The organism is Microbacterium sp. SY138 (genome assembly GCF_039729145.1).
Classification (GTDB): Bacteria; Actinomycetota; Actinomycetes; order Actinomycetales; family Microbacteriaceae; genus Microbacterium; species Microbacterium maritypicum_A.
The window spans coordinates 249229-263621 of record NZ_CP155793.1 but is presented as its reverse complement, the minus strand read 5'-3'; the positions used below and the strand labels follow the sequence as shown (position 1 = coordinate 263621).

Sequence of the window (14393 nt, the reverse complement as noted above, 5' to 3'; positions counted from 1 at the left end):
GGACCGGGGACATCGGGATGGGTGGCGACTTCGACCTCTCGCCCGGGATGTCGCGGTGTCGGTGCTCACGGATATCGTCGGCGCGTGCCGGAACCGGTGAAGCAGTGGTGGGCGCGACGGCAGTTCTCCCGCGGTCGCGCTGTCCCGTATGAGGTGGGCACCTACCGTGCCGGGTGGGCGGCATATCCGGAGCTGATCCGGCAGTACCACCCCGAGCTGAACCACGGCATCGTGCTGTCGCAGATCCCGCTCGCGGCCGACGTGCTCCTGTGCTGGGAGTGCGCGGTCGGGCACCGGTTCGCGGCGACTCCGACCGAGCAGCGCGAGCGTCCTGGACAGGTGCGGCGCCGCTCCGCATGGTGCCCCGAGTGCTCTGCGCTCGCCCGTCCGCAGCCGGTCGTGCTCGGCGAAGCCCGCGCCCTCCCCCGTAAACCCCGTCGCCCAGCCCCCGCGCTCTGCACGAAGACGCCCGACCTTCCCGCAGGCTCCGCGTTCGTCAGCGAGTGCGCCCCGAAGCCCGCATCCGCGACCGAGGGCCGCCTGCGAACGGAGCTCGGGGCGGCAATCGCCTTCGACCCGTCCGTGAACGCCGTGAAAGTGTCGCGCCCGTTCTTCCGCCACACCGAGGTCTGGCCCGACATCGTGTTTCCGGAGCTGCGGGTCGCACTCGAATACGACACCGTCGGTCGCCACGGACTCGAGCACGTCGGCAAGCGGCAAGATGCCGATCTGCGCAAAGACCGCGCCCTCCGTGCCGCGGGCTGGGAGGTCATCCGCATCCGCACCGGGAAGCTCGAACCCCTCGGTCCGCACGACCTGGCGCTGTCGTCGGTGAGCGCGAAGAGCATCGCCCGGATCATCGACGAGCTGCGGGCCATCCGCGGGGCGCTGTTCGTGGACGCGTACCTGCGGTGACGAGCGCCACGGTCGCGTCGGGGGCACACCCCGACGGGAGGAAGACCCGGTGTCGGGAGGAGAATCCTGCGCGGATCTTCCGCCCGAGGCAGAGTTCTCCGCCCGTGCCGAGCGCCGGAGATGCCTGCTCGCGTGCCCCTGCACCTATCGAGGTGCCTCAGGCGTCGAAGCGCTCCCGCAACCCCGGGTCGAGCGCGATATCCCCGAAGGATGCCGTCCACGCCCCGTCGACCGCGATGGACTGACCCGACAGGTACGGAGCCTCATCCGACAGCAGGAACGCCGTGACGGACGCCACCTCTTCGGCGCGGGCGATGCGCCCCATCGGCGGCCCCTCCGCGAGCGCACGCTCTTCGGCCTCGGGGTCGGCCGCGCGCGCGATCTGGGCTTCGAGGTGCGGGGTGCGCACGCCACCAGGAGCGACGGTGTTGGCGCGGATACCGAGGGCCCCGTACGACACGGCCACACTGCGGGTGAGGGCGTCGATGCCGCCCTTGGTGAACTCGTAGGCCGCGTGGTCTGTGAAGGACGCGCGGCCGTGGATCGAGCCGATGTTCACGATCGCGCCCGGTACACCCTGGTCGACGAAGGCCGAGACCGCGGTCGAGCAGCCCCAGATGTAGCCGAAGCCGTTGATGTCGAGCACCTCGCGCACGGTGTCTTCATCGAGCTCGTGCAGCGGTGTGCGCTTGGTGATGCCGGCGTTGTTCACCCAGCCGGCGAGGGGCGCTCGGGCGCGGGCGGCAGCGGCAGCGCGCTCATGCGTCGCGCGATCGGCGGCGTCGCCGAGCACGACCTCGGCCACGATGCCGTCTTCGACCGTGCCGGATCCCGGAGAGCGCTCGAGCCCGACCACGATCCACCCGTCGGCGGTGAGACGTTCGGCGATGGCGCGACCGATGCCCTTTCCGCTGCCGGTCACGACCACGCTGCGCTGCACGGCGCTGAGGTTCACGGCATTGCGGTCCACAGAGTTGCGGTCCACAGAACTGCGCGGGGAGTCTGTCATCTCAGTCCCTCTCGAATCGGAAGACGGTGGGGTCGAGCACGAAGCCGAGGCCCGCCGCGCCCGTCGGCCGCACCCTGCCGTCGAACGACGGACCGCCGAGGATGAACGATGGCGCGGGATCGTACGGGTTGACTCCCCGGGCGAACGTCTCCACACCGATGCCCAGGTGCGCGGTGACCTCAGGATAGACATGCCCCGACACGGGCACACCGCGCGAGGCTGCCCACGCGATTATCTCGCGGGCAGGGGTGACGCCGCCGATCGCGACGACGTCGAGTCGCAGCACGTCGACACCGCCGACATCGACCAGCGCCTTCAGCACGGCGGGGTCGGTGACCTCATCGCCCACGGACACGGGGAGTCCCGACTCCCGGCGGATGCGCGCGACCCCCTCGGCGTCTTCGGGGAGCAGGGGGTCTTCGAGCCACGCGAGCTGCGGGTCGCCCCACTGCTCGATCTCGGCCAGCGCGGAGTCGGCGTCCGGCCAGCCGAGGCCGACATCCACGACCAGACCGGTCGCATCGGGAAGCTCGGCGTTCAGCAGGGCGAGCAGTTCACGCATATATGCCGGATCCGGAATGCGGGAGATCTTCACGTTCGTCCAGCCCTCCGCCTGCGCGAGAACCTCATCGGCCACCTCGCGGGGAGTCCGCTCGGCAGACGGGTACGCGGCGACGAGCATCGACTCCCGCGGGGCGTCACCCGTGCCGAGCAGCGTCCACAGCGGCACGCCCGCACGACGCGCGGCGATGTCCCACAGCGCGATGTCGACGAGCCCGATCGCGCGCCGCACCAGGCCCACCCGTCCGACGATGGCGCTGCCGCGCAGCATCCGCTCCCAGGTCGCCGCGGGGTCGTCGGCATCCGCACCCATCGCGTGCACGGCGACGAGGCGGTCGACGATCTCGGCCATCGGCGCCTCCCGCGAGAGGCAGTAGGCCACCCCGGTCGTGCCGTCGTCAGCCGTCGCCTGCACGGCGCTGTACTCGCGGCGGGTCACCGTCATCGCCCCCAGGTGCAACGGTGCCGGGAGCGGCAGCACGGCCGTGGCCGTGTCGATGCGGGCGATCGCGCTCATTCGGGCTTCTTCGCCAGCGGCACGCCGTAGTCGACCATGAAGCCGCCGTCGACGTAGAGGGTCTGTCCGTTCATGTAGCGCGACTGGTCGGAGACGAGGAAGCTGACCGCCGCGGCGATCTCGCTCGCCTCGGCCAGGCGCTTCGCGGGGATGCGCGACAGGATCGTGTCGAGGCTGAGGGTGCCCGCCTCGACGCCCTGACGGAAGACACCGGTGTCGACGTAGCCGGGCGCGACCGCGTTGACCCGCACGCCGCGCGACGCCCACTCGGCACCCGCGGTCGAGGTCAGTCCGATCACCGCGGCCTTGGTCGTGGCATAGGGCGCACGACCGGCCGAGCCGCGCGACGAGATGGAGGAGATGTTGACGATGCGCCCATCGCCGCGCTCCAGCATCCGCTTCCCTGCCGCCTGCAGCGCCGAGAACACCCCGTGCAGGTTGACGTCGACCACGGCCGACCATTCGTCCCAACTGAGGTCTTCGATGCCGCGATGGCGCTGGATGCCGGCGTTGTTGACGAGCACCTCGATCGGCCCGAGCTCGGCTTCGATCTCTCCGAACACACGGTCGACGCCGGCATGATCGGTGACATCGAGCTCGCGCCACAGGATGCCGGCGGGGTTGTCGTCGGCGGTGAGGCCCGGCACCCGGTCGGCGGCGACGACGAGGTAGCCGTCTGCGGCGAGGCGCTGGCCGATCTCCCATCCGATCCCGGCGGATCCTCCGGTGACGACGGCGACGGAGCCGGCAGGGGTGGGGGCGGTCATTGCTCTCCTCAGGTTCGAGTTTTGCTATAGCAAGTGTATCGGGGGCGCCGTCAGTGGTCGAGTAGCTCCGCCACGACCGCCACCGCATGCGTCTCGAGCAGGTCGAGCGCGCCCGGCGCCAGGGGCGTCTGCCACGCCTGATACGCCCCGCGGTCGTAGGCATCGCGCGTCGGCAGGTACACGAACCCCGGGCCGTTCGTGAGGTTCATCACCACGATCGGCGTCGCGGGGAACCGCGCGCGCAGCGTGGTCTGCAGCCGCGAGTACGCCTCACCCGGATGCCCCACGATCACGGCATCGCCGAGCCTCCAGGCCCAGACAGGGTGCTGCACGGTCGGACCGTCGATGTATCCGTCACGCAGATTGCGCGCGCGACCGAGACGCTCCTCCCGCGAGCGCGGGTCGATGTCCTTCCACTCCTCGGCGAGCGCGTCGAGCGTCGGCAGGTCGCGCAGCGGAAGCTCGACGCTCGTGACCGAACCCGCCGCATCCTCCCCGCCGTCCGCCGTCCGGCCCGTCCAGATCGCGAGCGGTGCACCGGACTCGACGATGCCGTCGAGCGTCAGCTCTTCTCCGGGAACGGGAAGCGCGTCCAACGCCGCGAGCACCGCGTGCCCGAGCGAGCGTCCGTGTCGATCGGCGACCGCGACGTCGCCGGTGTACTGTTCGCGCGGAGCCAACTCTCCCGATGCCCCCTGCACGAACAGGCAGGGCGCCCCCGTGGCCGACTCGATGACCTCGCGCATCGCCCCGACGTAGTCCGGCGACACCTCACGGCTCTGCCAGGCGAGCGTGGTCGGGTGGCACGCGTAGTTCACGAGCGTGCCTCGCACCGCACCGTCGACACTGAGGCGCCCGATCGTGACGGTGTCGTCGGCCGTGGCCGCGGGGTTGTACCCCACCAACGCCCGCCCATCCACGTCGAGCTCCCGATCGGCGGCCAGGGTGCAGGTGCCGGTCGTCCACTCGATCAGGCCGGGGACCGCACCGTCGAGCGCCTCGCGCCCGGCGGCGACCCCTGCGGCAGCGAGCGCCTCGAGATACCCCGGGATCAGCTCTCCCCCCGGCAGATGCGCATCCGCGGCACAGAGCACGGCGCCCGCGTGGGTGTGCGAGAGCGAGAGCATCAGCTGATCGGGGTCGAGGCCGAGAGCGTCGAGGATCGTTCCGCGCACACCCTGCTCATCCGCGACGCGACGCCACCAGGTACCGTCCACCGCGAGCAGCACGCGCGGGCGGTCGTCGGCGGCGATCACGGCGAGCGCGGTCAGCTCGAACGGACGATGCGCCCCCTCGGATCGCTCCCAGTCGGCGGGTCCCCAGTTCTTGGCACGGATGCCGACCGGCGGCGTGATGTCGCGTCGGGCGATACCGATGCGCGCCCGCGTGCGGGGGATGCGGATGCGGGCGCCGAGGCGTGTGGCCGGTGCCGTGTCGTTCAAACCTGGTCCTCCATGTTCTCCATGATGCCGCCGCTCAGGCGATCGTCAGCACGTCGGCGATCAGCACACGTGCTCCAGCCTCGGGAAGAGTCACCTCGACGCCGCGCTCGACGCCGTCGCTGTAGAGCAGCGTGGAGGGTGCGGCGAAGCCCTCGGCCAGCCGCATCCGTCCTCCCACGAACTGACTCCCGGTGATGCGAGCGTGGTTGACCCCCACGCCGATGTCGAGGTGGGCAGCACCCTTCGGCACGGTCGATGTCACGCCACCCACCCGCCAGGTCACGACGCCGGCACCGGCGGCCCTGCTCAGCAGAGCGCTGTCGGTGCGCTCGGTCGACAGCTCGACCCCCTCGACAGCGATGGCCTGGTCCCGCACCGCGGTCACGGTGAGCTGCACATCGCGCACCGTGCCGCCCCGGATGGTCACCCTCGACGCACCGAGCTCTGCCGGGGCACCTGTTGCCGGACCGCTCAGCCGGCAGTCGACGAACTCGACGGCTCCGGCGCCTCGTGCCTTCATCCCGTCGATTCCGGTGATCGTGCATCGCACGAAGCTGACGGGCACCGAGACCGGCGTCTGGATCAGCACCTGATCCTTCGGGAGGGCGAAGGTGCAGTCCTCGATCACCGTCGGCCGCGATGATCGCGCCGATCGCTGGCCGATCGCCAGCAGCCCGGCGGTGCAGCCGCGCAGCTGAGCCCCGTCGGCATTGATCGTCATGGTCGCCTGCGGATCGAACGTCGATCGTCCGATCACCCGGACGTTCTCGAGCGTCAGGTCGCTGATCTTCGTGCCGGCGACGAACCACGAGCAGACGTGGTCGCGCACCGTGATGCGCTTCGCGGCGGTGCCCCATTGCGCCCCGGAGTTGGCGATGTCCATCAGCCCCGAGTTGCCGATGAAGGTGAGATCGTGCTCGTACTGCCCGTGCGTGGTGAAGGGGTTCCCGCCCTGATCGTCGCCGTCTCCGTGGCAGTTCTCGACGATGCAGTAGGCGCTGGCCGTCAGATCGTTCAGGTGCCGCGCGTTCGACGACGTGCAGTCGCTCACGCGACCGTACAGGCTGTAGATCTGCTGCGTGAGATAGCCCGCACCGCCGTAGAAGACCGTGGGCGGGTTCTCGACCGAGCAGCGTTCGGTCGTGAAGTGGGTGTTCCATCTGCGCATGATGACGGGCCACCAGGTGCGGCTGGCGTGCACGTCGGCGACATCGCAGTGGATCGCGTACTCGAAGGCGATCGGGTGCGATCCGGTGAGCTCGCGAGAGTCCGGGAAGGAGCCGTCCGTCGGTCCGTCGAAGGGCCCGGCCCCGAGGAACCGCATGTTCGAGATGCGCACCCCCGCGACCGGATCCACCTGCCGCCAGACGAGCTTTCGCCCCTTGTCGAGCGGCCAGCCGTTGAGGTAGTCGATCCGGATGTGGGTGCCGTCGATCTGCTGCGTCACCTGGACGAATCGCTGAAGCTCGCGCTCATCGGCTCCACCGCCGGCGACCGGATCGCACTGCACCGCCCACCAGGTGTCGACGGCGAACTTCGACGCATCGGGCACGGCGACCGCATCCGTCAGCTCCGGCCAGGCTTCCGCCAGGGCGTGCTCGACGGTGACGTCGCGGGACACCCCGGTGAAGAACATCACCGCACCGAACGGGTTGTCGTGGGTGTTCGCCTCGATGCCCTCCGTGGTGATGACATGACCGCCGAAGTCGATCTCGAGATGGGAACGGGTGAAGCAGTGCCGCCGCTGGAAGAGCAGATCGGTGCTCGCCTCGATCCGCCGGACGCGGAGGTCGTTCACCAGGGCGTCGAGCGCGTCATCGGCCGCCGTCTCGGGCCCGGTGATGCCGAAGACCCGGAAGTCGACCGTGCCGTCATGCTGCAGCAGCCACGTGGTGCCGCGCTTTCCGGCGATCACCGTGCCGCCGTTGGCCGCGACGTCGGCCCCGCCGCAGCCTACGTAGACGAGCAGCCCGGCGTCGCCGGGGGTCCGGTAACCGGCGACGATGGCCACCTCGCCGTCGCGTGCCCGCAACCGGGACAGGTCGGAGACCGTCTCCGCGCGGAGGATGTCCTTCGCACCGGCCGCGACGGGAGCGGCCTGAGCGGCCGTCGCACCGGCGAGAGAGCCGGCAGCGCCGAGGGCGACCGCACCGAGTCCGGTCATGACGGCGCGGCGACCCGCCGATCGCACACTCGCATCCAGTTCGGCGCGGGACATCACCGCACCCCGGACGTGGCGTCCGCTTTCAACTGCACCTCGGCCGGAACCGTGAAGTCCGCCCGTCGACTCAGCACGAACGCGATGCTCGCGCCGAGCAGGGTGAGTCCGGCGATGAGGAGCAGACCCCAGATCGCCGATCCGGTGGTCTCGCTGATCCAGCCGATCGCATACGGACCGGCGAAACCGGCCAGGTTGCCGACCGAGTTGATGAAGGCCAGCCCGGCAGCAGCCGCCGTGCCCGTGAGCACCATGGGCGGCAGGCTCCAGAACAGCGGTGTCGTCGAGAACAGGGCCGACATGCCGACGCACAGGGCGGCGAGCGCGAGGATCGGCGTGCCCTGGGCCGCGACCGCCGCGATGAGCGAGAGCGCGGTGATCGTGAGCGTGATGCCGATCTGCAGGGGGATGTTGCCCTGCTTCCTGGCTGCGCGCTCCCAGGGGAGCATCACGAGCGCGGCGCACAGGTTCGGCAGGGCGACGAGCCATCCGGTGGTGGAGTTGGAGAAGTCGCCCATGCTCTTCACGATCGTCGGCAGCCACATGCCCAGCCCGTACGCGCCGAACACGACGCCGAAGAAGAGCACGATCAGGGTCCACAGACGCCCGTTGCTGAACACCTCGCGCAGGCGCAGCCGCCCGTGCTTCTGCTCGGTGGCCGCGATCTCGGCGGCCAGGGTGTCGTTGATCCACCGCTGTTCGGTCGGGTCGAGCCAGCGGGCGTCCTGCGGGCGGTCGGGCAGCCAGAAGAAGACGACGAAGGCGAGGATCACCGCGGGGATGCCCTGCAGCAGGAAGACCAGCTGCCAGCCGTCGAGGCCCCACATCCCGTGCAGTTCGAGCATCCAGCCCGACAGCGGTGCCGCGACCGCGTTCGCGATCGGGTTCGACAAGACGAACACCGCGAGCACCTGCGTGCGGTACTGCCGCGGGAACCAGAGCGTGAGGTACAGGAGCACGCCGGGGAAGAAGCCGGCTTCGGCGATGCCCAGCACGAAGCGTGCGATGGCGAACTGGGTCGCATCCTGCACGAAGGCCGTCAGGGCGGCGACCAGGCCCCAGGAGACCATGATGCGCGCGATCCACTTGCGCGCACCGAAGCGCTCGAGAAGCAGGTTGCTGGGCACTTCGAACAGCAGGTACCCGATGAAGAAGATGCCGGCGGCGAATCCGAAGGCCGCTTCGGTAATCTGCAGCGCCGCCGTCATCTCCAGCTTGGCGAAGCCCGCGTTGTTGCGGTCCATGTAGGCGACGAGATAGAGCAGCCCGAGGAACGGGCCGAGGCGCCAGATCGCCTTCTTCATGGCGGAGGCCCCGACCTCCTCTGACGTGCGCGTATCGGGGGCGATTCCGTTCCCGGACATGACAACTCCTTCGTCATCGATGGACTGGCTTGCTATAGCATCTAGCAAAACCCTCGCCGTGTCCACTCATCCGGAAAATGCCATAGCATCGAGCGAACGAATGCGCGCCCGCTCGACGAGACGGAACCGCGGATCGAGAAGGGCACCGAATGCGCAGCGTCTCGGATCAGAACATCGCCGAACAGGTCGCAGACGAGCTGCGTGCGGCCATCCATTCCGGAGAACTCGCCCCCGGTGAACGCCTCGTCGAACGCAAGCTCGCCGACCGGCTGGGCGTCAGCCACATCCCGGTACGCGAGGCACTGACCCGTCTCGCCGAGGAGCGCCTCATCACCCGGGAGCCCCGCCGCGGCGCCCGCGTCGCCCAGCTGAGCGCACAAGACCTCCAGGAGATCTCGAGCCTGCGGATCGTGCTCGAGCAGTTCATGGCGATCCGCGTGCAGGAGCGGTGGAACGAGGAATCCGCCGCCCGACTCGGTGCCATCATCCAGGCGATGGCGGATGCGGCACCCGGCGACATCGACGAGGTGCTGCGCCAGGACCGCTTGTTCCACGAGACGCTCGCCGACCTCGCCGAGCACCGCTTCCTCGACGAGTTGAGCGGCCAGCTGCGCGGACGCATCACCGGTTTCCTGCATGCCGCCAACGCCGCTCTCGACCCTGCCGAGCAGGAAGAGCATGTGCGCAGCCACCAACAGATCGTCGATGCCATCGCGAGCGGTGACCCGGAGCAGGCGCAGGCCGTGATCGCCGCGCACGTGACCAGGGCGGTCGAGCGCATCACCCCGTCGACCGACGCGGACACCCCGTGACCGCGCGCACGATCGTCCTCACCGGAGCCTCCGACGGGATCGGCGCGGCAGCCGCCCGCCAGCTCGCGTCGTCCCCGCATCGGCTCATCCTGGTGGGACGCTCGGAGGAGAAGACCCGTGCGGTCGCCGCGGAGACGGGCGCTGCGTGGTTCACCGCCGACTTCGCACGCCTCGACGACGTGCGGGCGCTCGCCACGAAGATCGTGGAGGGGGTCGGCGACGGCGGCATCCACGTGCTGGCGAACAACGCCGGTGGCATCTTCGGCGATCAGACCCCCACGGTCGACGGCTTCGAGAAGACCATGCAGGTCAACCACCTGGCGCCGTTCCTGCTCACGAACCTGTTGCGGCCTCAGCTGTTGAAGGCCGAGGGCGCAGTCATCAACACCTCCAGCATCGCGCACCGCCTGTTCGGCCACCTCGATGTGGACGACCTCGACAATCACCGCCGCTTCAGCGCGAACAAGGCCTACGGCGATGCGAAGCTCGCCAACGTGCTGTTCGCCAAGAGCCTGCACACGAAGTTCCACGCCGACGGGCTGAGTGCGGTCGCGTTCCACCCCGGCACCGTGCAGACGAACTTCGCTTCGGACTCGTCGAGCATCATGCGCCTGCTCTACCGCACACCGCTCAAGCGCCTCATGCTCGTCGGCGCCGACAAGGGTGGCGCGACCCTGCGCTGGTTCATCGAGGGCACCCCTGATGAGACATGGTTCTCCGGCGCCTACTACGACGAGCGTCAGCTGACCGCGAAGGTCAATCCGCAGGTGGATGACGCGGCCCTGGCCGAGGCGCTCTGGCAGCGCAGCGCCGAGCTCGTCGGCATCCCCTCCACCTAGTCCCGCCTCCTCCCGCCGCCTCGCTCCGGCACCTCTCCCGCCGCCTCCCCCGCCGGTGAGATTCGCCCTTCTCGCGCCCGGTCCACCGAATCGCCCATATACTTGCCACGGAAAGTAAGTCAGTGCTCGTGGAAAGGACGCGCCGTGGACCTGCATCGACTCTTCGATGATGTGATCCGCTTCGAGATGGAGATCTGGGAGGCGGTCGACCGACGCCTCCGCGCCGAGCATTCCCTGCCGCTGAGCTGGTTCGAGCCCATGCGGGCCATCGACCGGATCGAGAACTGCCGGGCCTCCGACATCGCGACCGAGCTCTCGATCACCGAGGGCGGCACCAGCAAGCTGGTCGCTCGCATCGAAGCAGCGGGCTATTGCGAGCGCACACCGAACCCCGACGACCGACGGGCTTCGTTCATCACGCTCACGCCGGCGGGCGAGGACATGTTGACGATCGCGACCCAGACCTTCGGCAGAGAACTGGAGCCGTGGTTCCAGAGCGTCTCCGCCGACGACCTTCAGCACTTCGCCACCACTCTCGCCACCCTTCGGGTGCGCAAGCCCATACCGACGACAGGAGTCACCCCATGACCGAGATGATGCGCGCGATCGTGCTCGACGCACCCGGCCCCGTTGAGGCCCTCACCATCCGCGAGCTGCCGATCCCGACACCGAGTGAGGGCTGGGTGCTGATCCAGGTGAAGGCGTTCGGCTTGAACCGCTCCGAACTCCACACCCGACTCGGCCTGGCGGAGGGCGTCACCTTTCCCCGCGTGCTCGGCATCGAGGCGACCGGAGTCGTCGTCGAGGCGCCCGGGGGCGAATTCACCCCCGGCCAGCAGGTCGTGGCGGTGATGGGCGGGATGGGACGCGCGTACGACGGCGGATACGCGGAGTACACCTGCGTTCCCGCGACCCAGGTGATCGCTTTCGAGAGCGACCTCGACTGGGGCACCCTCGGCGCCCTGCCCGAGATGCTGCAGACCTCGTACGGATCGCTCACCGTGGGGCTCGACGCTCAGCCGGGCCAGTCGATCCTGATCCGCGGCGGCACCTCGTCGATCGGGATGGCGACCGCGGTGCTCGCGAAGCAGCGCGGGATGACGGTCTTCTCGACCACACGCAACCCCCGCAAGGCCGAGGCGCTCACCCGCATCGGCGTCGACCACGTGCTCATCGACGACGGCGACGTGCAGGCGCAGGTCAGAGCGATCCTGCCCGAGGGCGTCGACACGGCTCTCGAGCTGGTCGGCACGCCGACCCTGCCGGACACCCTCCGCTCGACGCGCGTGCACGGCGTGGTCTGCTTCACCGGGATGCTCTCGAACGAGTGGACCGTGAAGGACTTCTACCCCATCGAGTACATCCCCCGCGGCGTGCGCCTCAGCGCGTACGGCGGAGGCGCGGCCGACCTGCCGCCGGCTGTGCTCCAGGGCTTCCTCGATGCGGTCGCGGCCGGCGAGGCCACCGTGCCGATCGACCGCGTCTATGCCTTCGACCAGATCGCCGAGGCGCACACCGCGATGGAACAGGGCACCGCCGTCGGCAAGCTGGTCGTCGTCACCGGCCTCTGACCCCACGCCCCACGCCCCGCCGAGTGCACGGGTGCTCACCGAGCGCACGGCTTCTTCACGTCGAGAAGCCGTGCACTCGGCAGCATCCCGTGCGCTCGGCGGCATCCGCGGCACTCGCGCCAGGAAGCGCGCCCGGCTCAGACCCTGAGGTTCGCCGTGTCGACGACGCGCGGGCCCTCGGCGGGGAAGGCCGTGCGCGTGACGCCCGACTCGACGTTGCCGGTGTGCACCAACGTGGACGAGGCGCCGAACGCGGCGTCCGCCAGCTCCAGCGCCCCGCCCTCGAAGCGGTTGCCGACCGCGCGGTAGTGAGTCGCGCCCTTCGTGACCGCGACGTGCGTCGCCGCCCCCTCCGCGCGGAAGGTGCTGTCGGAGAGCGTCAGATGCAGCTCGCCGTCGCCGGTCCGGGAGACGCCGGTGCCGCCCTTGACCGCCACGTCCGATCCCGCGATCTCGACGGCCTGCCGCTCTCCTCTGGCCGCGGCGATACGGGCGTTGCGGAGTGTCGATCCCTCGAACCGCAGACGCTCCGACGACGAGGCGATCGGCGCGGCATCGTCAGCCGCCGTGAGCGTCGATCCCCGGAACGTGACCGCTCCGGCTCCCGCGATCTTCATGCCGCCGACCCGGTCGAGCACCGTGTCGACGAACGTGACGGGTGTCTTCACCGTGGCGTTGGTGAGTTCTCCCGGCGCGACGAACGTGAAGTGCGAGTCGGCGATCACCGTCGGCCGTGCGGAATTGTCGGACGCCTGCGTGATCACGAGGGTGTCGGATGCCGTGCACCCGCGCAGCTGCGCGCCGTCGGCGTTGATCCACAGCATGCCGGAGCCGGCGAGCGAGGGCTTGCCGATCACCTGCACGTCTTCGAGCGTGAGGTCGGTGATGCGCACACGGGCGACGAACCACGAGCACACGTGCTTGCGCACCGTGATGCGCTTGGCCGCGGAGCCCCAGGCCGCACCGGAGTTCGCGAACGTCATGAGACCGGAATTGCCGGTGTACGTGAGGTCGTGCTCGTACTGCCCGTGGGTGACGAACGGACCCTGGTCGTCACCGTCGCCGTGGCAGTTCTCGACCAGGCAGTAGGCGCTCGCGGTGAAGTCGTTCAGGTGCCGGGCGTTCGCGGTGTGGCAGTTGGCGACGTATCCGTAGAGGCAGTAGATCTGCTGCGTCAGGTAGCCGGCCCCACCCCAGGTGACCGAGGTCGGGTTCTTGAGCGTGCAGCTCACGGTCGAGTAGTAGGTGTTCCACCGGCGCTGGATGAGCGGCCAGAAGGTCCCCGTGCCGTCGATGTGGTCGACGTCGCAGCGCACCGCGTACTCGAACGCCAGCGGGTGCGATCCCGTGTACTCGTCGGTACCGGTGCCGAGGAACTTCAGGTTCGACACCGTCACGTCCTGCACCGGCACGACCCGGCGCCAGGTCATCGTGCGGTCCTTGCCCAGCGGCCAGCCGTTCTTGTAGTTGATGCGGATGTGCGTGCCGTCCACGATCTGCGTGACCTGCACCATGCGCTGCAGCTCGCGCTCCCAACGACCCGACAGCGCGTTCACCTCTGCCGCGTACCACTCGCCGACAGCGAAGAACGACGAATCGGCGACCGGGAAGACGTCGCCGAGATCCGGCACCACCTCGCCGAGCTTCGCCTCCTGCACCGCATCGGTCACCTCGCCGCGGAAGAACATGACCGCCGCGAACGGATCGTCTTTGCCGGCGTTCTCGATGCCGACCGTGGTCATGAGGTGTCCCCCGAAGTCGAAGGCGATGTTCGACCGTGAGAACCTGTGGCGGCGCACGAAGTTGAGGGGGCTGTGCCCCTCGATGCGGTGGATGCTCGCGTCGTTCACCATGGCGTCGAGGGCGTCGTCGGCGTTCACGCTCGCATCCATGATCCCGAACATCCGGAAGTCCACGATCCCGCCGTGCACGAGCAGCCACGCTCCGCCCTTCGGGGCCGCCAGCACGGTGCCGCCGTTCGCCGCCGGAGCGTCCTTCTTCACGAAGCGGTACAGCCCGGCACCCCCGTCGCCGGCTGCGGCGTAACCGGTCGTGCGGACCAGATCACCGTCCTTGCCCTTGCGCTTCACGAGCGTGGTCGCCGTGCCGCCGTTCGCCACCGACGACGATCCCGAATCGCCCTGCGTCACGATGGGGCCGGCAGCCTGCGCCGGAGTCTGCGCGCTGACGGCCGCCACGCCTCCGATCGCCGCCGCGCCGAAGCCGGCGAGCAGCATGCGCCTGCTGCGCAGGGTCGCGGTCGGGCTCTCGAGAGCGGCCGTCTCCTTCTGGGTCGTGCTCATCTTCTGGGTCATGCTCATCCTCCTTGCGGCGTCATCGCCGCGGTCAGGCGTCCGGTCCTTCGGCCGGGCCGCATC

General features: G+C 69.5%; 12 protein-coding genes. 5 read left to right on the top strand and 7 right to left on the bottom strand.

The window, feature by feature from the left end:
- Nucleotides 1–84: 84 nt before the first annotated feature.
- Nucleotides 85–915, top strand: coding sequence for a zinc-ribbon domain-containing protein (locus ABDC25_RS01205; protein WP_347124404.1), 831 nt, complete (start codon nucleotides 85–87; stop codon nucleotides 913–915).
- Nucleotides 916–1072: 157 nt separating this feature from the next.
- Here the strand turns inward: ABDC25_RS01205 and ABDC25_RS01200 are convergent, their stop codons facing one another.
- The 6 genes from ABDC25_RS01200 to ABDC25_RS01175 are packed head-to-tail and all read right to left on the bottom strand — an operon-like array spanning nucleotide 1073 to nucleotide 8793.
- Entirely contained in the window at nucleotides 1073–1924 is an 852-nt protein-coding gene (locus ABDC25_RS01200; RefSeq protein WP_347124402.1) for an SDR family oxidoreductase, read from the bottom strand.
- 1 nt (nucleotide 1925) lies between these two features.
- On the bottom strand, nucleotides 1926–3002 hold the full coding sequence (locus ABDC25_RS01195; protein ID WP_347124400.1) for an enolase C-terminal domain-like protein: 1077 nt from the start codon (nucleotides 3000–3002) through the stop codon (nucleotides 1926–1928).
- A complete protein-coding gene (locus tag ABDC25_RS01190) occupies nucleotides 2999–3769 on the bottom strand; it encodes an SDR family oxidoreductase (RefSeq protein WP_347124398.1) in 771 nt (256 codons plus the stop codon). The genes ABDC25_RS01195 and ABDC25_RS01190 overlap by 4 nt, the downstream gene beginning before the upstream one ends.
- A gap of 50 nt (nucleotides 3770–3819) precedes the next feature.
- Nucleotides 3820–5211, bottom strand: coding sequence for a hypothetical protein (locus tag ABDC25_RS01185; protein ID WP_347124396.1), 1392 nt, complete (start codon nucleotides 5209–5211; stop codon nucleotides 3820–3822).
- A gap of 34 nt (nucleotides 5212–5245) precedes the next feature.
- Nucleotides 5246–7429 (bottom strand): peptidase C14, encoded by a 2184-nt coding sequence (locus tag ABDC25_RS01180; RefSeq protein ID WP_347124394.1) that lies wholly within the window; start codon nucleotides 7427–7429, stop codon nucleotides 5246–5248.
- On the bottom strand, nucleotides 7429–8793 hold the full coding sequence (locus tag ABDC25_RS01175; protein WP_347124392.1) for an MFS transporter: 1365 nt from the start codon (nucleotides 8791–8793) through the stop codon (nucleotides 7429–7431). Before ABDC25_RS01175 ends, ABDC25_RS01180 begins: the two co-directional genes overlap by 1 nt.
- Before the next feature lie 149 nt (nucleotides 8794–8942).
- Between ABDC25_RS01175 and ABDC25_RS01170 the strand changes: the two genes are divergently transcribed.
- From ABDC25_RS01170 to ABDC25_RS01155, 4 genes are all read left to right on the top strand, one after another.
- A complete protein-coding gene (locus ABDC25_RS01170; protein ID WP_021200229.1) occupies nucleotides 8943–9605 on the top strand; it encodes a GntR family transcriptional regulator in 663 nt (220 codons plus the stop codon).
- Nucleotides 9602–10444 carry an SDR family NAD(P)-dependent oxidoreductase gene (locus ABDC25_RS01165; RefSeq protein ID WP_347124389.1) on the top strand — a complete coding sequence of 281 codons (843 nt, stop codon included), beginning with the start codon at nucleotides 9602–9604 and terminating at the stop codon, nucleotides 10442–10444. Before ABDC25_RS01170 ends, ABDC25_RS01165 begins: the two co-directional genes overlap by 4 nt.
- A 144-nt stretch (nucleotides 10445–10588) precedes the next feature.
- Entirely contained in the window at nucleotides 10589–11032 is a 444-nt protein-coding gene (locus ABDC25_RS01160) for a MarR family winged helix-turn-helix transcriptional regulator (RefSeq protein WP_029258875.1), read from the top strand.
- Nucleotides 11029–12015: a zinc-binding alcohol dehydrogenase family protein gene (locus ABDC25_RS01155; RefSeq protein ID WP_021200226.1), complete on the top strand. Its 987-nt coding sequence runs from the start codon at nucleotides 11029–11031 to the stop codon at nucleotides 12013–12015. Before ABDC25_RS01160 ends, ABDC25_RS01155 begins: the two co-directional genes overlap by 4 nt.
- Before the next feature lie 137 nt (nucleotides 12016–12152).
- Here ABDC25_RS01155 and ABDC25_RS01150 read toward each other — a convergent pair whose 3' ends face one another.
- A complete protein-coding gene (locus ABDC25_RS01150) occupies nucleotides 12153–14330 on the bottom strand; it encodes a peptidase C14 (RefSeq protein ID WP_347124387.1) in 2178 nt (725 codons plus the stop codon).
- Nucleotides 14331–14393 lie beyond the last annotated feature (63 nt).

Coding starts and splice junctions, on each gene's coding strand:
- ABDC25_RS01150 (WP_347124387.1), bottom strand. CDS start 14,330: ATGACCCAGAAGATGAGCACGACCCAGAAGGAGACGGCCGCTCTCGAG.
- ABDC25_RS01190 (WP_347124398.1), bottom strand. CDS start 3,769: ATGACCGCCCCCACCCCTGCCGGCTCCGTCGCCGTCGTCACCGGAGGA.
- ABDC25_RS01200 (WP_347124402.1), bottom strand. CDS start 1,924: ATGACAGACTCCCCGCGCAGTTCTGTGGACCGCAACTCTGTGGACCGC.
- ABDC25_RS01155 (WP_021200226.1), top strand. CDS start 11,029: ATGACCGAGATGATGCGCGCGATCGTGCTCGACGCACCCGGCCCCGTT.
- ABDC25_RS01170 (WP_021200229.1), top strand. CDS start 8,943: ATGCGCAGCGTCTCGGATCAGAACATCGCCGAACAGGTCGCAGACGAG.
- ABDC25_RS01195 (WP_347124400.1), bottom strand. CDS start 3,002: ATGAGCGCGATCGCCCGCATCGACACGGCCACGGCCGTGCTGCCGCTC.
- ABDC25_RS01180 (WP_347124394.1), bottom strand. CDS start 7,429: ATGTCCCGCGCCGAACTGGATGCGAGTGTGCGATCGGCGGGTCGCCGC.
- ABDC25_RS01175 (WP_347124392.1), bottom strand. CDS start 8,793: ATGTCCGGGAACGGAATCGCCCCCGATACGCGCACGTCAGAGGAGGTC.